Source organism: Nocardia sp. NPDC050799, from assembly GCF_040654015.1.
Classification (GTDB): Bacteria; Actinomycetota; Actinomycetes; order Mycobacteriales; family Mycobacteriaceae; genus Nocardia.
In genome coordinates this window covers 74,245-91,871 of the sequence record NZ_JBFAHF010000033.1, presented here as the reverse complement: position 1 = coordinate 91,871, position 17,627 = coordinate 74,245, and the positions used below count along the sequence as shown (strand labels likewise).

Below are 17,627 nucleotides of genomic sequence, written 5' to 3'. Positions count from 1 at the left end.
GTGGTGGGTGGCGCCGCGGCGGCGGGTGCGGGGTTTGGCGCCCTTGGACTTCACCGCCGCGGTGCGGCCGGCGAGGTCGAGGTCTTCGATGTTGACCTGGAGTAGTTCTTCGGCGCGGGCGCAGGTTTCGTACAGCATCCGCCACAGCGTCTTCTCGCGCAGGTGGATATCGCGGCGGGCGATGAGCCGGTCGATCGCGGTGCGCGAACGGACCGGGGTCTCGGAGTCCGGTGGTGTCGACCGCCCGGCTGAGGCCGGGAGCGTCGGTGCGGTCCAGCCCTGTTCGGCGCACCAGCTCAGCCATTTACCGACCGCGGCGCGGCGCGCGTTCCAGGTGTTGACCGCCGAGTTGCCCCACAGGGTTTCCAGCGCGGCGCCGATTTCGGCGTCGGTGACCGAGTCCAGAGCGCGGCTGTGCCCGATAAGCCCATCAGGGCCGCGGCCGTCGAGCTGGTCGACGGTCTTGACGATCGCGATGCCGTAGGCGCGGCGGGTGTTGGCCGATCCGATCGTGTCGAGGAACGCGTCGGCGGACGAGCGCAGGGTGCGCGGCGCCGCGGTGCGCAGCCAGGTCACCTTCGCGGCCATCGGATCCCTTCTCCGGCTTGCCCCGGATAACGGGGTCGCTTCGTGTACGCGGCGGAGCGGGTCCGCCGCAGGTCGAGTCTCACGATATCCCGGATAACAGCCCATTATCCGGGGTCACTACTATCGTTGCGCGGTCACAGCCAGACGCGTACCGCCGTTCGCCGCAGTCACTGATGCCCACGCCACCGGATGACAGAGGCGGCCAGAGTCTCTCGGGGCCCGCGCCATGAGCAATGCCGTCCTGCCTACCGGTGCCTCCACCCGGCCGGGTGGAGGCACCTTTGTCGTTCCCGGGTAGCGCCGAGTCCGCCGCGATCATGGAATATCGTGCCGGTCATGACCACGGATGACTGGTTGGCCGACACCCGAACCTCTTATGACACGGTCGCGGTCAGCTATGCCGACCAAGTGCGCGGCGCCCTCGCCGGACACCAGTACCTTCGCGCGGCTCTGGCGTTGTTCGCCGACAGCGTGCGGACCGCTGGCGGCGGACCGGTCGCGGACGTCGGCTGCGGCCCCGGTGAAGTCACCGCCCACCTGCATGAGCTCGGTGTCGACGCCTTCGGTATCGACATCTCCCCGGCGATGATCGACGTGGCCCGGCGCGACCACCCCGGCCTGCGGTTCGAGGTGGGCTCGATGACGGAGCTGAACCTGCCCGTCGCTTCGGTGGCCGGCCTGCTCGCCTGGCAGTCGTTGATCCACATCCCCGACGACGAGGTGCCGACTGTGTTCGGGCGCTTCCACCGAGCGTTGCGTCCCGGCGGACCGTTGCAACTCCTGTTTCACGTCGGCGACGAGTCGCTGTTGAAGACGGAGGGCTACGGCGGTCACCCGATGAAGGTCCATGTCCACCACCGTCAGCCGAACCAGGTGGCATCCTGGCTGCACGATGCCGGATTCGTGGTCGAGGCCCAGATGCTGCTCGACCCGGATGCGAAAGCTCAGCAAGCGATTCTTTTCGCACGCAGTAAGTCCTAACCTCTGCATATGTCGGGCTCGCCACTGACCGGTGTGGCGGGTGATCATCTGGCACTCCGGACGCCAGTGGGCGGGCATCACCGCCGACAAGCTGCGGATCGGAGTCGAGGGCGCCCCTACTCCTTCGGCTACGTCGCCGGACCGCACTACCCGCGAGCCTGGGACCACGACTGGACACAGGAAACGGACGATCCTGCGCGGACCTGATCCCCGATATGACGACCACCGAATGGCTCGGCCGCGAGCACACGAACCGGGCCCTGGGGTAGCGCCGGGACCGGTCAGAACAGGGTGTCACGCACCCGCAGCGGCCGGTAGCCGGTCGGGCCGAGCGCGGCGAGTTCGGCGTCGATGTCGACTTCGATCGCGCCGAAGAAGTTGATGTTGGCGCTGTGCGCGGGTGAGATGTGGGCCAGGACCTCGTCGTCGATGCGGTGGCCGGCCCGGCGCATCTGCTCGACCGCGAGGCCGTAGTACTCGGTGGTCCAGGCGATCACGGCGTTGGTGGCCAGGGTCAGACACCACGCTTGCTCGGTCTGGTCGGCGAGCTGGCGGGCCCGGATCATGCCCTCGTGGGCGTAGAGCAGATCCCGGCGCAGTGCGTGCAGGGATTCGCCCTTGTTGAGCTGGCGGGCGATCTTGCGCCGGTAGTCCGGATCGGCCAGGTACTTCGCGGCGTAGATGGTGCGCCGCAACGCCCCGTACTCCTTGAGCGCCGCGGCCAGGGTGTTCTGGCGACCCGACGCCGAGAGCTTGCCGACCAGCAGGGACGCGGTGGCGTGCCCGAACTTCAACGATCCGGCCAACCGCAGCAGATCGTCCCAGTGCTCGGCGACCAAATCCAGGTTGGCCTTACGGGTCATCAACGGGCCCGCGTGCGGGAACTGATCCTCGGCGTCGGCGCGCGGGCCCGGCCGGTAGAGGGTGATGCGGCCAAGGTCCCGGATGCGCGGGGACAGCTGCATACCGAGCAGGTCGAACAGGCCGAAGTTGACCAGGGTGACCCCGTGGGTGTCGGTGGCGTGTTCGGTGATCGGCAGATCGGTGGCATTGCCCAGGATCTCGTCGAGCACGTAGTGGGCTTCGCGTTTGGTCGCCACGATCACCTTCGTGCCGTAGGTGGCGTGGGAGTCGGTGACATGGGTGTAGGTCGACAGCCCCTCGTTCGCGAAGTAGCGGCTCAACGGGCAGTCGTGGATTTCCCGCGCGTCGGGAACCGCTGCCCATCGCTGGAGGACAGGGTGCCGGTGCCGAACACCGGGGTGAGCGGGAGCCGTTGGTGGTAGTCGATGATCGCGAGGTTGGCCGCGCGCAGGGTCTCCTCACGCACATACCATTCGTCGGTCCAGGACAAGATGTCGTAGGAGATCCCGCAGGCCTCGGCCATCCGCGTCAGACCCAGGTTCGTCGAGTGCGCGAGCAACACGGCGATCAGGTTGCGTTTCAACTCCGGCGTCCGTGACGCCTGCCCGCCGGCGTGGGTGAAACAGTCCAGATAGCCGGTGCGTTTGTCCAGCTCGATCAACAACGACACGATCGGCGCGAACGGCAGCATCTCGGTCAGCTCGGCCTTCAGCGCGACCGCCTCGGCCGGCACGTCCTCCGCGGTCAACGGGGAGATGATCAGACCCCCGGATTCCCCGTCCAACCGCACCGGGCCCTCCCCGTCGGCGAGCACCGCCTCGAGTTCACCGACCGCGGTATGCAGTTCGTCAACGACAGCGGCCAGCGCGACGCCGGGATCGGCCGAGCGACCGACCAGGCGACAGAACTCGGTGCGCTGCGGTTCCCACTGCTGCAGCGTGAGCAGGTAGGCGGCCGGGTCGGCATAGCGGCGTGAGCCGGGAACGAACACGTCTCCACTGCGCAGCCCGTCACGTAACCCGAGCAGCACACACAGCTCCCAGTAGTGCCGGTAGGCGGTGGCGCTGCCGGACTTGCGCGCCTGTTCGAGGTAGCCGCGCCACTTCGTGGGCACGAACCCGGTCGGAGCCTCGTCGAAGACCTTTCGGCGGCCGGTGGCGTTGAGCTCGCGCAGCATCGCGACTGCGATCAGCAGCTCGGACGCGGCGGTCCCTCCGGCGAAGCCGACCGTGGCGAGCACCGCGGGGGTGAACTGACGCAGGTAGTTGTAGGAGGAGTCCAGCGCGGCCAGATGCCCGTGATCACGCGGAAGGCGCGGTTTGGCCTGCGCGATCGCCGCCCGCAGGCGTTCCCACCCGATCTTCTCCCCACGGATCAGCGCGCCGATATCTCATCGGCCACCGCCGGATCGGTGAGGATGGCCAGCAGATCATCCAACAGCGCCTGGCGGTCCTCGCCCGTCTTGCCGCGTTCGGCGAGCTCGGCCTGCATCCGGCGCTCGGCGGCCCCGAATTTCGCCGAGATCGCCTGATCGAACAACGCCACGACCTCATCGAGGACATCGGTGCCGGACTGGGCCAACACTGTCAGCAGGATCGGATACCGGCGCTGCGGATCACGGCGCTCCAGCGCCTGCGGGGTCAATCGCCGGCCCATCGTGGCCAAAAACCGGCGCCGCTCGGCGGGCAGCACCGACATATCCAGGCGATCCGCGCCCAGGCCGCGCAGGAACGCCAGCTTGTCGACCTCGGCGCGCACCGCGGCCGCCGACGCCTCCACCGGCCCGGTCGACAACCACCGCAACCGCGACACCCCCAGCGAGGCATCGGTAACCAGCAGCGCATCCAGCTCCGCGCAGCGCGCCGGAGTGAACTCATGCGCCAGGCGATCGTAGGTCTCGCGCTGGGCCTGCTCGCGGGCATGAGCGATGCGTTCGACCATGCTCACCGGGCCCGGGCGGATCACCCGCGCCGAGATCAGATACTCACACCCCAACCGAAACAATAGGGTCGGCGAATCGTGTTCCATCGCCCGCGCGAGCAGGAACTCGTCGAGTTCCTTGAGTTCGAGCGAACCGGCGGTCCGCCACCCCAGATACTGAGCGACCAGGCGCAGATGGTCGGTGCGGGTCTGAGCGCGGCGGCCGTAGGAACGGATCTCGGTACCGTCGACCCGCAGCTGCTCGGCCAACCTGGCTACCGCGACCGGCGGGGCGGTCACCACGCGATCAGGCACGATCCCCAACCACGGCAACGTGCACAACGCGATCGCGATCCCGAGCCGATCAGCCGGACCACGACGCGCCCCGGATCGACGAACGCCAGATCCGCCGGCGAGAGCGTGAAGAACCGGAACAACTCCTCGCGGCCGATCTCCGGGAATTCCCGCAGACGAGCCAACTCCTCATCCGCGAACACCCGCGTCGCCACGAAACCGACCTCCCACACCAACCAATAGCGTTGGGAGCCAAGCCAACCAGCAACCGGCCATCGCCGCAGACCGAACCACGGCCTCACCGGCAGTCAGCTGCGGCTACGCCATATCCGTTGGTTTTTCGGCGGTTACTACCGGAACCCCGACATGGCGATGTCCTTTCCTAGGGTGTCACGAGCTTCGACCGGACGGGAGCCACAAACCCATCGGTCGCGCTGTGGTAACGAGAAACCCATCGCCGGATCGTCATCCTCCGTAAGTCGGAGCAGGGCCCTCGCTATTCCTGGTTTCCGATAGAACTCGGAATAGCGGGCCGCGTGGACACGATCTCGGCTACTCCGATGATTTCCGGGTGAATCTGTCGTCGACACCGTTGGGTATGCCGACAGATAGGAGTCCAGGTATGACGAGACCGTTCGGATCGGGCATGACCGCGGTACGGGTGAACGGTGTGGATCTGGGCATCCAGCGCTTCGGCCGCGACGCCGATCCGCTGGTCCTGCTGGTCGGCGGCACAACGATGTTGTCCTGGCCCGACGCGCTGTGCGAGCGGCTCGCGTCGGGCGGGCGGCGTGTGGTCCGTTACGACCTGCGTGACTCCGGCGCGTCGACGACTCTCGACCCGGAAAATCCGGCCTACAACTTGCGGGATCTCGCCTCCGACGCGGCCGCGCTGGTCGGGGTGCTCGGTACCGGAACTGCCCATCTCGGTGGAATCGGCGTCGGTGGGATGGTCGCTCAGGTCGCCGCGCTGGACCACCCGGACGTGTTCTCCGCACTGACCCTCGTCGGCACTCGGCCGGTGGCGCCGGGCCCGGTCGACGAGGACCTGCCCGACCACGACAGCGCGGTCATGGGCCCGCTGTTCTCGCGCCCGTGGCCGGACTGGACCGACCGGGATGCTGTCGCGGCGTTCGCCGCCCAGGGCGCCGAGCCGATGGGCAACGATCCGCAGCAGGCACGGGCGACGGCGGCCCGAATCTGGGACCGGACGCGGTCGAGCGATCCCGCGGTGCACCAGGCGAACCAGCTCGGGATGGTGTTCTCCCGGCTCGACTGCGCCCCGCGCTGGCGAGGCCGGCTCGGTGAGCTCGACGTGCCCACGCTCGTGGTGCACGGTCGCGCCGACCCGTTCTTCCCGGTCGGCAACGGTGAAGTCCTCGCCGCCGAAATCCCCGGGGCGCGGCTGCTCGTCCTCGACGACATGGGTACCGCTCTGCGCGACGCCGCGGCCGACCGGGTCGCTGCCGCCGTGCTCGCCCAGTAGCCGGCCGGTAGGCAAAAGCACAGAAGTCCGGATATGACCGATCTGCCGGCTCGGCGAAGTTGCTTGCCGAAGCGACCCGCGCGAAACCGGGCGATCGAATCGGCCATTCGACTGTGGCGCGATCAATGCTCAATCGACACAGCGACGTTGGAACGAGTGGCCGCCGGACTCCGGACCACTCTGGACGTTCCGGACAAGGCTACGGACGCCGACCTCGCCCGATGAGCCACTCGATCGCGTTCGGCTGGATCGAATACGACCTCACCCGCACACCCGAATCCGACGGCGACCGATGGACGGCCGCCTGCCTCGGTCCCGATCTGGTACGACTACGTCCCGGCCGGTGATATCAGGATCAATACCGGCGCGAACCGGCGCAAGGCCAGGCTCATCCAGGAAGCCGGTGTGGTGACCTTGGTCGTCCAGCGCGAAGAGCTGCCGTATCAGTACGTCATCGTCGAGGGCACCGTCATCGATGCCGAAACCCCGTCCCCTCATGCGGCGCGGGAAGCCATCGCCGTCCGCTATCTCGGTCCCGAAGGCGGACGCGCGTTCGCCGATCAGATGGACGGCGCCCAGTCCGTTCTGTTCACGATCCGCCCCGACCGCTGGATCAGCCAGGACTACTCGAGCGACTTTTGACCAGAATTGTCGGCTCACCCCGCGGGATCGGTCGGCATCTCCAGAAGATGTCCACCGATTCGCGCCGGCTGAACGACTACCTCGACGACCAGGCCGTGCCGACCGCGGCAGGCGGCCCCGGCTCCGGGCTTCGTGCCGGCCCACTAGAACACCTGTGTGAATCGCCCGGTCTCAGCGTCTAGACCGGTTGAAGTGGCCTGTGTAGTCCGGTGGGCAATTCGACGATGATGTCGTCTCCGGGCACGACTCGGCCACCGGTCAGGACGATCGACATGATCCCGGCTCTGCGTATCACCGCCCCCTGTTCGTCGCGCCCGACAACGCGCTCGAGCACACCTCGCTGGAAGTGGTCGATCTGGACGCACGGGTTGCGCAGACCCGTCACCTCGACCACCGCTTCGGCACCGAGCCGCAGGAGCGTGCCGGTGGGCAGACCGAGCAGATCCACACCACGAGTGGTGACGTTCTCGCCGAGTTGTCCCGGCCGCACATCGAATCCGGCCGCACGGAGGTCGTCGAACAGTTCGGAGTGGATGAGGTGGACCTGTCGCAGGTTCGGTGCGCTCGGATCACGCGCCACCCGGGACCGGTGTTTGACCGTGACGCCCCGATGGGCATCACCCTCCACGCCGTGCCCGGCGACGAGACCGATGCTCGCGACGGTGGGTTTGGTGAAGGTGTGCTCCCCACTGCGGCTGACAGCCGTCACGATTGCTCTCACTCGCCGCAACTGTACTCGCGTCACTGGTCCGCAGCCCGGATACATTTGATACCGCCACGTGTATCGAGGCAGCCTCGGCCACCCGCGTCAGTGGCCGGTCCGGTGCAACTCGACAACGGGGATGACCCGGTCGGTCTTGCGCTGGTACTCACCGAACTGGGGCTGCACGGCGACCTGCTTGGCGTAGACCTCGTCGCGCTCGGCCCGGGGCAGCACCCGAGCGGCGACCGAGAACGTCTCTGCGCCGTACTCGACGGTGGTGTTCGGGTTGGCCACCAGATTGTGGTACCAGGCCGGGTGCTTCGGGCTGCCACCCAGACTCGCGAAGACGAAGATCCGGTCACCCTCCACGTAGGGGACCAGCGGGGCGATGCGTTCGACGCCGGATCGGGCGCCGATGTGATGCACAAGGATCAGCGGAAAGCCTTCGAACATACCGCCGACGGTGCCGCCCTTCTCCCGGAATTCGGTGATGACCTGGCTGTTCATCTCGATGATGTCGTCCGCGTCTGGCATGGTTCGACCATATGCGGTACGTCTTGAATTGATCGATAGCTGAATCGGCCAGAAACATATCCGTTTGTCGCACTATCATCAATCATATGGACATTCTTGCCGACGTACTCGCGGTAGGCGGTGTCCGCGGTACCGCGGGTGCACGCATCGAAGCGGGCGGCACTTGGGGGATCTCATGGGACGCGCGCCGCAACGCCGCGTTCTATGCCGTCACCTCGGGCACCGCATGGCTGTGCCTGCCCGGCCGGGAAGCGCAGCAGCTCATGCCCGGCGATGTGGTGCTGTTGCCGAGCGGGGCAGAGCACGCGCTGAGCAGTGCTCCCGGCGTGCCGCCGGCCCCGTGCGGCGGGTGCGGCGGCGACGCGGCCATGGCGAACGGCAGTGTGTTGCGGTTGGGCGCCGGTGCGGTGCAAACGCATATCCTCGGCGCGAGTTACGAATACGACCGCACGGTGTCGACGCAGGTGATGACATCGTTGCCGCAGGTTCTGCACATCAGGGCCGACCACGGCGGCAACTGTCTCGATGACACCGTCCGGCTGCTGTCGCGGGAGTTGGCCTACCCGCAGATCGCGACCGCATTCGTACTCAACCGCTTGGTCGACATCCTGTTGGTGCAGTTGCTACGGGTCTGGTTGGCGAAGAGCCCGGACGAGGTGTATGGATCCTGGCTCGGTGTGCTGGCCGACCCGGTGGTCAGCGACGCGCTCGCCAAACTCCATCAAGAGCCGGCCCGGGGGTGGACCATCGACTCACTCGCCGCGGAGCTGACGCTCTCCCGCAGCACACTGACGCGGCGGTTCCGCGCCGTCACCGGTACCGCGCCGGCCGAATACCTGACGCGATGGCGGATGGATCTGGCCGCGATCCGGTTGCGGGACAGCGATGACCCTCTCGACGCCATCGCCCGCTCGGTCGGCTACACCTCGGTCTACGCATTCAGTCGAGCATTTCGCCGGACACGCTCGCAGGCCCCAGGGCAGTTCCGTAGCGCGGCGCGGGCGACCGAGCGCGTCCCGACACGCCCTCATGGGGCTGCCACCGAATGAGGCCACTACGGTCATCCCCCTATCACTTCCACCTTTGACTCGCCCTCGATTCCGGCACCGCGGCGAGCCGAGCCGAGCCGCTCCGAACTGCACGCCGCCGCACCACTCGCACGGAAACGGATACCGGCGGATTCGCCGCTGCGCTATCGTCACGAATATGACGGTCGAGCCACCCTCCGAGGGGCTCCCGGCGGTGCGCGCCACCGACAGCGAACGCCATAACGCCGCCGCGTTGCGCTGGTGGTGGCCGTTCCACTGAGCAGGCAGCGCCGCCGGACGGTGCAGCCGTCCATATCCTCGCCGCGGCCCGGGCGCAATGCCTGCTTTCGGACCGGTCGAACGCCGGGAAGCCCCTTCCCCGCCCAAGGAAATGCGGGCTGTAACGGTTCGGCGAATCCGGCGATACTATGCTCGACAACTCCGCGCCGCGGAATGGGTGGGGTTCAGAGAAGGCCGAAATGCCAGGAGGATCGGGAATCGTCATGAAACGTTGCCTAGTGACCGTGTTCGCATGCGCCGCAGTAGTTCTCGGCGTAAGCGGGTGTGGCGACGACTCCGAATCGCACGAAAATCATGGGACGACCTCCAGTGTAGCTCCGACCAGCGCGGCGGCGCCGTCGAGCGTTGCCTCGACCACCCCGGCGCCGCAGAGCCCGGCAACGGCTCCCCCTGCCGCCGTCGAACCTCCGCCCGCGGCGGTACCGCCTGTCGCGGAACCGCCGGCCGAGGCGCCCGCACCGGAGCCTCCCGCGCAGCCGGAGGCGCCCGCGCAGCCCGAACCCGCCCAGCCCGAGCCGACACTCACCCTGCCTGATTTCGATCCGCAGGCCGGCTACTGACCGACGGGAAAGTCTTGTTCCGCAACTTTTTTCGGTATCGCGGTGGAGTGGCCGGCGCCGTGGTGGCGGCCGCACTCACCGTGACCACCATGTACGCACCGGCCGCCGCGGCGCCGGTGGAAAACAATCGGCCCGCGGGAAAGTCCCTGGTCGTGCTCGGTGATTCGTTCACCGCGAACTACCCGAAATTCTTCTCGGCGACCAAGGAGTGCCTGCACGCGCCCACCTCGTGGCCGAATCGGCTGAGCGAACGGATGGGGCTCGCGGGCACGCCGGACTTCGTGGATGTGTCCTGTAGTGGCTCCACCATCTCCACGGGAGACGGCTGGTGGCTGGTGCACGAGGTGGCCGAGGCCGCCAAGCAGCAGGCGTTCGGGCCGGAAACCGAGGTCATCGCTATTCAGACCGGGATGAACGACGTCTGGGCCCGCAACAGTACGGCGACGATGATCACGTCGTTGCAGCCCTGCGTGTTCAACCTTGTCGACGGATGCGGGCTGGAGGCGGCCGAACAGGGACGGTTCACCGACTACCGGAACGTCACGGGCCAGGTCTACGCCAACCGCATCCGTGAAGCGGTCACTTATATGCGCTACTACGCGCCGAAGGCTCGGATCATGCTGGTCGGTTACCCGGAACTGTTCCCTGCGGCGCAGGAGCACGTGTGCGTGAACGTACTCGGCGCCGGGGAGGTCGTGCAGCCGAGGGGCCGCGCGGTGACCGAATACCTGGACCGCCTGAATACCGCGCAACGGGAGGCCGCGGAGCTGCTGAAACTCGAGTTCGTCGATATTCGCCCGGCGACCGCGGGCCACGGGCTGTGCGCGGACGACCCCTGGCTGAACGGTTTCTTCGATCCCGCGGCCGACGTCGCCGGAATGCCGTTCCATCCCTCGGCGCGCGGTGACGAGGTGGCCGCAGAGACGGTGTACGAGCAGGTCCGCCGGTGAGCCTGGCGCCGCCCCGGACCGAGTCCGGACCGGAGTTCCTCGATGCGGCGGCGGCGCGACCGGCGCTGCCGTCGCTGACGGGGGCGCGCTGGTGGGCGGCGTTCGCCGTATTCCTGCTGCATGCCCTGGTGTTCCTGCCGGTGTATCCGTTCCAGAAATCGGAGTTGTTCCGGCAGATCCATCAGCTGATGCCGATGCAGCTGGGCGCCGCGGGAGTGACCTTCTTCTTCGTCCTGTCCGGGTTCATCATCTATTGGTCGTTCCGGCCGGGGAGCTCGGTGCCGCGGTTCTATTGGCGCCGGGTGTTGAAGATCTACCCGACCCATCTGGTCGCGGCCCTCGCGTTCATCCTGGTGGCGAGCGTCCCCTTGACGCGGATGGTGGTCTGGGCGCCGAACCTCGCGCTCATCCACACCTGGGTGCCGAAGTGGACGACGGTCGGCGGGCTCAATGTGCCGTCCTGGTCGCTGGCCGCGGAAATCCTTTTCTATTTGAGCTTTCCGCTCGCGCTGCCGCTGGTGCGCCGGATCAAGAGCCATCACGTGTGGTGGGCGCTGGCGGGGTTGCTGGTGGCGATCCTGTTGCTGCACACCGCTTACTACCTGTGGGTGCCCGGACCCAAGGGGATCGCGAATACGTTCGCGCCGCGGCTGATACCGGGTGATGTGTCGCCGTACTTCGAACTGCATGCCGCGCCCATCTGGTTCGAGCAGCCGGATATCCCGGTGGCTGCGTCCTATTGGCTCAGCTACAACTTCCCGCTCTCGCGGCTGCCCGAATTCTTCCTCGGCGTGCTCGCGGCACGGCTGGTGCTGGAGGGCCGCTGGCGCAACACCCGGCTGGCGCCGCCGATGATCGTGCTGACGATCGCCTACGCGGCGACCTGGGTGGTGCCGCCGAACTACAAGATGTCGGCGCTGCTGCTCGCGCCGATGACGGCCGTGGTGGCCACGCTGGCCGCGCGCGACCTCGCGGGGATCCGGGGGTTCAGCGCCTCGCCGCGGATGGTCTGGCTGGGCAATATCTCCTTCGCCTTCTATCTGATCCAGTTTCCGGTGATGGCGCTGATCACCCGGTTGCTCATCGGCGGAAAGCAGTTCGGCCCGCTGGGCTGGCTGGGGTTCGCCGGACTGAGCTTGGTCGTGTCCACAGTGCTGGCCGCGGCCATCTATCACTGGATCGACGATCCTCTGATGCGCAAATTCTCCGGTCGCCGCACCGCGGCGCGGGAGAAGCCGGCCGGATCGACCCCACCCGTGCCCGGGTAGTAGCTGGTATGCCGGAGCCGACTCCGCTGTCGATCGAGCGCGGCGACGATTCGATCGCCTGACGGTCGACTCACAAACGAACACTGCGGACTGTGACGGCCATCCGGCGGAGCCTGCCTCGGATCCGGCTATCGGTGTCGGGCGTCAGTGTCACGCCGACCGTGTCGGCGATTCGGTCGGCGACCGCTGCCACCGGGGTCGTATCGGTCCAGATATGGTCGGCGAACTCGGGCTTGCTCAGCTGTTCGAGGCAGAAGTCCAGCCTGTCCACCGCGAACTGTTCCGCACGCAGCAGCAGATCACCCTGGCCGACTGCGCGCAGGATGGGAGCGAAGCCGAGCCCCCGATCGCGCAGTCGATCCAGCACTGTTTCCCGGCGGGCCAGCAGCGCGAAGTGGCGGACATCGTGGCCGGATTCGCGCAAGCGCCCGACCGTCTCGTCGAAGTATCGGGGGTTGGCGACGGTCATCGGGGCGATCACCACACCCTCGTGCTCGCGGAGCACCTGGTCCAGTACCTCGAACACGCCTTGCCGCCAGCTCGGATAGTCCTGGAAGTCGGTCCGGAGGTTCGGCGGCATCATCCGGTGCAGGCCGTATCCCACCATTTCCGGGTCACACACCACACTCCCGGGTAGCCGGCGATGCAGTTCGAACGCGGTCTGTGTCTTTCCCCCGCCGAAGGGACCGTTGATCCAGAGCAGCATGGCCACCAACCTATCCGGGGATGCGCCGGCGAGCGCTACGCGATCGACACACTTCGTTCTAGGCTCGAGCCTGTGGTGCAGGCAGAGTTCTGGCGTAGCGATGCGCTCCCCTTTCTCGAGAGCAGGCGCGCCTGCCGCACCGTGTCGTGCTACAAGCCGCACTCCCACGATGCGATGTCGATCGGGGCGGTCGACGAAGGGCGCAGTGTGTTCACCGGCGCACCCGAGGGTCCCGTACAACTCACGGCGAAAAGTCTCGTGGTGATCCCCGCATACCGAGTCCATGCCTGCAACCCCGTCGAAGGCCGGTGGAGCTACCAGATGCTCCACGTGGACGAGGCGTGGCTCGCCGGATCTCTACCCGAACTCGGTATGGGGGCCGATCGGCCCGTACGCGTCATCGACGAGCCTGGACGATACGCCGCGTTCTGCCACCTCAACGAGGTGCTGTTCGCCGACGTCGACCTGCGCGAGAAGGAAGAACTGCTCGTCACTGTTCTCGGCGAAATACTGACCGCGCCCGCTCATATCCTCGCCGGCACCGGAGTCGGTGCGGCGGACCTGGCCATCGTCGCCCCCATCCTCGAGCACCTCCGCACCTCGAACATGCAGGTATCTCTCGGCGATCTGGTCCGGGACACGGGTCTGAGCCGGTTCCAGCTGGTTCGGCGGTTCCGTGATATCACCGGGCTGCCGCCCATTGCCTGGCAGATCAACGAGCGCATCATCAGAGCGCGTTCCCGGCTCCGTGCGGGCTATGACCTGGCCGAAGTCTCCAACGACCTCGGTTTCGCCGACCAGAGCCACTTCCACCGGATCTTCAGATCGCGCACCGGGGTCACGCCCGGTGCGTACCGCGCCGGCACCACCCGCTGAACGGACACACCGGCCCTGCAATTTCGTTCAAGACACTTCTGCGGCGACGACGGCACAGTGACTCGGTCCGTACACGTCGAGCACAGAGGAAGAATGAATCAATTCGCTGCTGTGGCCGGTGCTCACTTCCTTGCCTTGTTGTCCCCGGGCCCCGACTTCTTCCTCATCGCACATTCGTCGATGACTACCGGATGGCGTCGCGCGACAGGTGCGTGTGCGGGCATCGCGGCCGCGAACGCCGTCTTCATCGCTACCGCGTTCGCGGGCCTGTCGATCCTGCGGCCGGGCACCATCACGTTCACCGCTGTCCAGATCGCGGGCGCCGGATTCCTCATCTACCTCGGCATACGCTTCCTGCGCTCGGCCGGAGCCACGTCGATCGAGTGGGAGCCGGCCGCCGAAACCGTTCGCACCGGTGGAGGCTGGTGGAAACTCGCCGCGACGGGGTTCGGCTCGGCCGCCCTCAACCCCAAGAACGCCTTCTTCTACGCCGGTCTCGCCGCCGTTCTCACCGTCGGCACGAGCACGGGACAGCTCGTCGCATACGGCATATGGATGTTCGGTGTCGTGCTGATCTGGGACCTGCTCATCTCTGTCCTCATCGGCAACCGCGTCGTCCTCAACAGATTCGCTCGAGTGCTTCCGACGCTCGAACGCGCGTCCGGCGTAGCGCTGATCCTGCTGGGTCTCGGCATTCTCCTGATGGCGGCGTTCCGCTGAGCATCGCGGCAGGGGCCGGGTAGTCGACCCGAAGCCGAACCCCGGCCGCCGGCCTGACCAATGGGCGGCTGACGCCCGGGCTATACGGATTCGGGCTGTTCCGCACTCGGCGTGATCGCGAGGCGCAGGAGCCGGCCGGAGCCGTCGAGCCGGAAACGGTAGTCGAGGTCCACCAGCCCGCCGGGGAATGTTCCTTCGATCCGGCACCGCACGGACGTCTGCCCGGCGGCGGAGTCGTTGCGCACGGCGATCGGGGTGGTCGTGTAGGAGTACTGGTTCGCGACCCGACCCAGCCACGTCCTGATCTCGGCCGGACCGGTGTAGCGGTGCCCGTCGTCGGTGACCTGGGCGTCATCTCCGAAGAGCGCCACCGCGGCGGTGCGGTCCGCTCCCCCGGCAAGGGTCAGGTAGGCGCGGACCGCGTCCGGGCAGTCGGCAAGTAGCGGGTTCATCGAGGAAGTACCTCCGAGGAGTCGTGGGTGTGGTCGGAAGAGGTGGTCACACAACGGGAGTAGTGCCGCCGTCGATGACGTAGTCGGCGCCGACGACGCCGGCCGCCGCGTCGGAGACCAGGAAGGCGACGACTTCGGCGACCTCGTGCGGTTCGGCGAAGCGACCGAGCGGGACTCCGCCGAGGGCGTCGAGGAGTGAGCGGCGGGCCGCGGACCGGTCGCCGTCCAACTGCGCGGCGAGGCGGTCGACGAGGCGGTCGGCCGCGGGTGTGTGGATACCGCCGGGCGAAACGGTGTTGACGCGTATTCCGTGGGGTGCGAGTTGATCGGCGAGTCCGCGGCTGTAGGTGCGCAGCGCCGCCTTGGCCGCGGCGTAGGCGAGCGTCCCGTCCCAGAGCGGCATGCGGGCCTGGATCGAGGAAATGTGCACGATCGCGCCGCGGCCGGCTTCCATCATGGCCGGCACGAGGGTTCGGTCGAGTCGTACCGCGGCCAGTAGGTTCAGATCCAATTCCTCCTGCCAGCGGTCGTCGTCCAGGACGGCAAAGCCACCGGACGGTGCGGACGATCCGCCGGTGACGTGCACGAGTATGTCGGGCGTCCCCGAGGCCGCGACGACTTCGCCGACGTTCCGTACGGCCCGGGGGTCGGTGAGATCCGCGGCGACGAACGCATCCGCGTCGGACTCCTGGGCAGGGGTCCGAGCGATCGCCGTCACGAAGGCTCCGGCGGACTTCAACCGCGCCACCACGGCGGCACCGGTCCCCTTCGTTCCGCCCGATACCACCGCACGGCGGCCCTCCAGCGTCAGGGTTTTGGGGTAGGTCATCGCGGCTCCCTCTATCGAGTTACTTCTATATCAGCAGTGACTGTTACTGCTAACATAGCACTAAATTGGAAAGGAAGTTGATACGAGATGGTCAGCAAGATTCGCCTCGAGGATCGCGAATGCCCACTGTCGGCGACCATGGGCATCATCGGCGAATGGTGGACGGTGCTGATCCTGCACGACTGCTTCGACGGATACTCGCGGTTCGACGAGTTCCAAGCCAACATCGGGCTCTCGTCGAGCATGCTGACCAGTCGGCTGAAATCCCTGGTCGAGGCGGGCCTGCTCGAACGGAAGCGTTACCGGGACCACCCGCCTCGATACGAGTACGTACTCACCGACCTCGGCCGGTCGCTACGACCCACGCTCGTCGCGCTCGCCGCCTGGCGCAACGCACAGCTGGCACCGGAGCAGCGATCGATGATCCTGATCGACGCGCAGACAGGTCGCGAGGTCGAACCGGTCGTGGTCGACGCCGCCACCGGTGAGCGCGTCGAGAGCCCTCGGTATGTGTATGCGTCCGGCCCCGCGGCCGGACCCGCCATGCGGAAGCGGTACGACGGCGTTACCCGGTAACGCTGCCCGACCACCGCTCAGCGCCCGCCGACGCCGCCGCGCAGTAGACCGGCGGTAACGCCGGCACTCGGCCCGGCCGCCGCCGTCCGAACCCCCGGGACGAACCCGTGTCAATGGGATCGGGCGGCCATGTCGGATCGGGCGGTCACGGCCCCGCCGGGCGCCGTGACCAGAGCGGCCGCGGCCGCTACGCCCGCCGAGACCCAGAGCAGCACCACTGATCCGGCACCGTCGAGGATGACTCCACCGAGGAAGGATCCCAGCGCGATACTGCCGGTGAAGGCGCCGACAAAAAGACCGGTGACGGCTTCGCGCCGTTCGGGCACGGCGTGGACGGCCCAGATCTGGCTGCAGACCGAGACACCGCCGTAGGAGAACCCCCACAGCACCAGTACCACCGCGGCGCCGATCGGGGCCGTACCCACCAGCGGCAGCGCCAGCAGGGCGGCGGTGATGCCGGTCGCCAGGACGAGTACTGTCGACCGGACGCGGCGTGCGGCGGCAGCCCCCGCGGCGAAATTCGCGGCGATCCCGCAGAGCCCGTAGAGGAAGAGCAGCAGCGAGATACCGGCACCGTGGACCCCGGACAATTCCTCCAGCGTGGGCCGCACGTAGGTGTAGGCGGCGAAATGCGCGGTGACCAGGAGGGTCACCACGATCAGCCCGCGGCGCACCGCCGGAATCGCCAGCAGAGAACCGGAATTCCCGGCCGATCCGGCGTCCCGCTCGGGTGGTAGTGCAGGCAGGAGCGCGGCAAGCCCTGCGGCGAGCACAAGAGCAGCCAGCGCGAGTAGGCCGAAAGCGCTGCGCCACCCCGCCATAGCACCGAGAAATGTACCGAACGGAACCCCCAGCACGGACGCTACCGCTACTCCGCTGACGACGGTCGACACCGCCCGCCCCGCGCGACGCGCATCGACCAGCCGGGTGGCGAGCGCCGCCGCGAGCGCCCACACCGCCGCCATGGCGAATCCGACGACCACGCGGCCGAGCGCTAGCACGGCGAATCCCTGGGCGATCGCGGTGATCAGATTTCCGGCGGCGAGCACGAGCGCGGCCGCCACCAGGACGTGGCGCCGGTCCGCGCCGCCGATCATCCGGGAGACGAACGGTGCGGCCAGGGCGGCCACGACCCCGGTGACGGCCAGGCTGAACCCGGCTGTTCCCGGCGTGACGCCCAGCCCTTCGGACATCGGCGTCAGCACGCCGACCGGAAGCATCTCCGAGGTGACAACGAGAAATGTGGACAGGGCGAGGACGACGATCGAGGACCAGCGGTCGCCGGATTCGGCGGCGGGTGCTGGTGATTCACGCACAGTGGACATGAATCCAGTCAAGGACGCCCGCTGG

General features: G+C 67.6%; 15 protein-coding genes and 3 pseudogenes. 10 read left to right on the top strand and 8 right to left on the bottom strand.

Translation table 11 applies throughout. The features are described from left to right. Positions 1–588 (bottom strand): annotated as a pseudogene (locus tag AB0H42_RS27970) (site-specific integrase); the annotation flags it as partial. A gap of 336 nt (positions 589–924) precedes the next feature. Between AB0H42_RS27970 and AB0H42_RS27965 the strand changes: the two are divergent. Then, a complete protein-coding gene (locus AB0H42_RS27965) occupies positions 925–1,569 on the top strand; it encodes a class I SAM-dependent methyltransferase (protein WP_357061310.1) in 645 nt (214 codons plus the stop codon). Positions 1,570–1,850: 281 nt separating this feature from the next. Here the strand turns inward: AB0H42_RS27965 and AB0H42_RS27960 are convergent. Further along, positions 1,851–4,862: pseudogene (locus AB0H42_RS27960) on the bottom strand (Tn3 family transposase). Between the two features lie 431 nt (positions 4,863–5,293). Between AB0H42_RS27960 and AB0H42_RS27955 the strand changes: the two are divergent. The 3 genes and pseudogenes from AB0H42_RS27955 to AB0H42_RS27945 all read left to right on the top strand — a co-directional run. Then, on the top strand, positions 5,294–6,133 hold the full coding sequence (locus AB0H42_RS27955; protein WP_357061315.1) for an alpha/beta hydrolase: 840 nt from the start codon (positions 5,294–5,296) through the stop codon (positions 6,131–6,133). Between the two features lie 221 nt (positions 6,134–6,354). Further along, on the top strand, positions 6,355–6,480 hold the full coding sequence (locus tag AB0H42_RS27950) for a hypothetical protein (RefSeq protein WP_357061308.1): 126 nt from the start codon (positions 6,355–6,357) through the stop codon (positions 6,478–6,480). Then, positions 6,419–6,775 (top strand): annotated as a pseudogene (locus AB0H42_RS27945) (pyridoxamine 5-phosphate oxidase); the annotation flags it as partial. The gene AB0H42_RS27950 and the pseudogene AB0H42_RS27945, both read left to right, overlap by 62 nt. Before the next feature lie 178 nt (positions 6,776–6,953). On the opposite strand, the gene AB0H42_RS27940 reads toward AB0H42_RS27945, so the two are convergent. Then, positions 6,954–7,484: an MOSC domain-containing protein gene (locus tag AB0H42_RS27940; protein ID WP_357061305.1), complete on the bottom strand. Its 531-nt coding sequence runs from the start codon at positions 7,482–7,484 to the stop codon at positions 6,954–6,956. A gap of 99 nt (positions 7,485–7,583) precedes the next feature. After that, on the bottom strand, positions 7,584–8,012 hold the full coding sequence (locus tag AB0H42_RS27935; protein WP_357061302.1) for a nitroreductase family deazaflavin-dependent oxidoreductase: 429 nt from the start codon (positions 8,010–8,012) through the stop codon (positions 7,584–7,586). Between the two features lie 86 nt (positions 8,013–8,098). Here AB0H42_RS27935 and AB0H42_RS27930 point away from each other — a divergent pair, with 86 nt between their 5' ends. From AB0H42_RS27930 to AB0H42_RS27920, 3 genes are all read left to right on the top strand, one after another. Continuing rightward, entirely contained in the window at positions 8,099–9,061 is a 963-nt protein-coding gene (locus tag AB0H42_RS27930; RefSeq protein WP_357061299.1) for an AraC family transcriptional regulator, read from the top strand. Positions 9,062–9,947: 886 nt separating this feature from the next. Then, a complete protein-coding gene (locus tag AB0H42_RS27925; protein WP_357061297.1) occupies positions 9,948–10,850 on the top strand; it encodes an SGNH/GDSL hydrolase family protein in 903 nt (300 codons plus the stop codon). After that, positions 10,847–12,118 (top strand): acyltransferase, encoded by a 1,272-nt coding sequence (locus AB0H42_RS27920; protein ID WP_357061294.1) that lies wholly within the window; start codon positions 10,847–10,849, stop codon positions 12,116–12,118. Before AB0H42_RS27925 ends, AB0H42_RS27920 begins: the two co-directional genes overlap by 4 nt. A gap of 70 nt (positions 12,119–12,188) precedes the next feature. Here AB0H42_RS27920 and AB0H42_RS27915 read toward each other — a convergent pair whose 3' ends face one another. Next, entirely contained in the window at positions 12,189–12,824 is a 636-nt protein-coding gene (locus AB0H42_RS27915) for an AAA family ATPase (protein ID WP_357061292.1), read from the bottom strand. 72 nt (positions 12,825–12,896) lie between these two features. Here AB0H42_RS27915 and AB0H42_RS27910 point away from each other — a divergent pair, with 72 nt between their 5' ends. Beyond that, positions 12,897–13,700, top strand: coding sequence for an AraC family transcriptional regulator (locus AB0H42_RS27910; protein ID WP_357061290.1), 804 nt, complete (start codon positions 12,897–12,899; stop codon positions 13,698–13,700). A gap of 93 nt (positions 13,701–13,793) precedes the next feature. Next, complete coding sequence (locus AB0H42_RS27905; RefSeq protein WP_357061288.1) at positions 13,794–14,420, top strand: LysE family transporter; 627 nt, start codon at positions 13,794–13,796, stop codon at positions 14,418–14,420. An 80-nt stretch (positions 14,421–14,500) separates the two neighbouring features. Here the strand turns inward: AB0H42_RS27905 and AB0H42_RS27900 are convergent, their stop codons facing one another. After that, positions 14,501–14,872 carry a nuclear transport factor 2 family protein gene (locus tag AB0H42_RS27900; protein ID WP_357061286.1) on the bottom strand — a complete coding sequence of 124 codons (372 nt, stop codon included), beginning with the start codon at positions 14,870–14,872 and terminating at the stop codon, positions 14,501–14,503. A 46-nt stretch (positions 14,873–14,918) separates the two neighbouring features. After that, complete coding sequence (locus tag AB0H42_RS27895; RefSeq protein ID WP_357061283.1) at positions 14,919–15,701, bottom strand: SDR family oxidoreductase; 783 nt, start codon at positions 15,699–15,701, stop codon at positions 14,919–14,921. A gap of 87 nt (positions 15,702–15,788) precedes the next feature. On the opposite strand from AB0H42_RS27895, the gene AB0H42_RS27890 reads away from it, so the two are divergent. After that, complete coding sequence (locus AB0H42_RS27890) at positions 15,789–16,277, top strand: winged helix-turn-helix transcriptional regulator (protein ID WP_357061281.1); 489 nt, start codon at positions 15,789–15,791, stop codon at positions 16,275–16,277. Between the two features lie 110 nt (positions 16,278–16,387). On the opposite strand, the gene AB0H42_RS27885 is transcribed toward AB0H42_RS27890, so the two are convergent. Further along, positions 16,388–17,602: an MFS transporter gene (locus AB0H42_RS27885; RefSeq protein WP_357061279.1), complete on the bottom strand. Its 1,215-nt coding sequence runs from the start codon at positions 17,600–17,602 to the stop codon at positions 16,388–16,390. Positions 17,603–17,627: the final 25 nt, after the last annotated feature.

Excerpts from the sequence above, each read along its gene's own strand:
- AB0H42_RS27955 (WP_357061315.1), top strand. The coding sequence starts at position 5,294 with ATGACCGCGGTACGGGTGAACGGTGTGGATCTGGGCATCCAGCGCTTC.
- AB0H42_RS27915 (WP_357061292.1), bottom strand. The coding sequence starts at position 12,824 with ATGCTGCTCTGGATCAACGGTCCCTTCGGCGGGGGAAAGACACAGACC.
- AB0H42_RS27930 (WP_357061299.1), top strand. The coding sequence starts at position 8,099 with ATGGACATTCTTGCCGACGTACTCGCGGTAGGCGGTGTCCGCGGTACC.
- AB0H42_RS27965 (WP_357061310.1), top strand. The coding sequence starts at position 925 with ATGACCACGGATGACTGGTTGGCCGACACCCGAACCTCTTATGACACG.
- AB0H42_RS27890 (WP_357061281.1), top strand. The coding sequence starts at position 15,789 with ATGGTCAGCAAGATTCGCCTCGAGGATCGCGAATGCCCACTGTCGGCG.
- AB0H42_RS27895 (WP_357061283.1), bottom strand. The coding sequence starts at position 15,701 with ATGACCTACCCCAAAACCCTGACGCTGGAGGGCCGCCGTGCGGTGGTA.
- AB0H42_RS27950 (WP_357061308.1), top strand. The coding sequence starts at position 6,355 with ATGAGCCACTCGATCGCGTTCGGCTGGATCGAATACGACCTCACCCGC.
- AB0H42_RS27935 (WP_357061302.1), bottom strand. The coding sequence starts at position 8,012 with ATGCCAGACGCGGACGACATCATCGAGATGAACAGCCAGGTCATCACC.
- AB0H42_RS27885 (WP_357061279.1), bottom strand. The coding sequence starts at position 17,602 with ATGTCCACTGTGCGTGAATCACCAGCACCCGCCGCCGAATCCGGCGAC.
- AB0H42_RS27905 (WP_357061288.1), top strand. The coding sequence starts at position 13,794 with ATGAATCAATTCGCTGCTGTGGCCGGTGCTCACTTCCTTGCCTTGTTG.
- AB0H42_RS27900 (WP_357061286.1), bottom strand. The coding sequence starts at position 14,872 with ATGAACCCGCTACTTGCCGACTGCCCGGACGCGGTCCGCGCCTACCTG.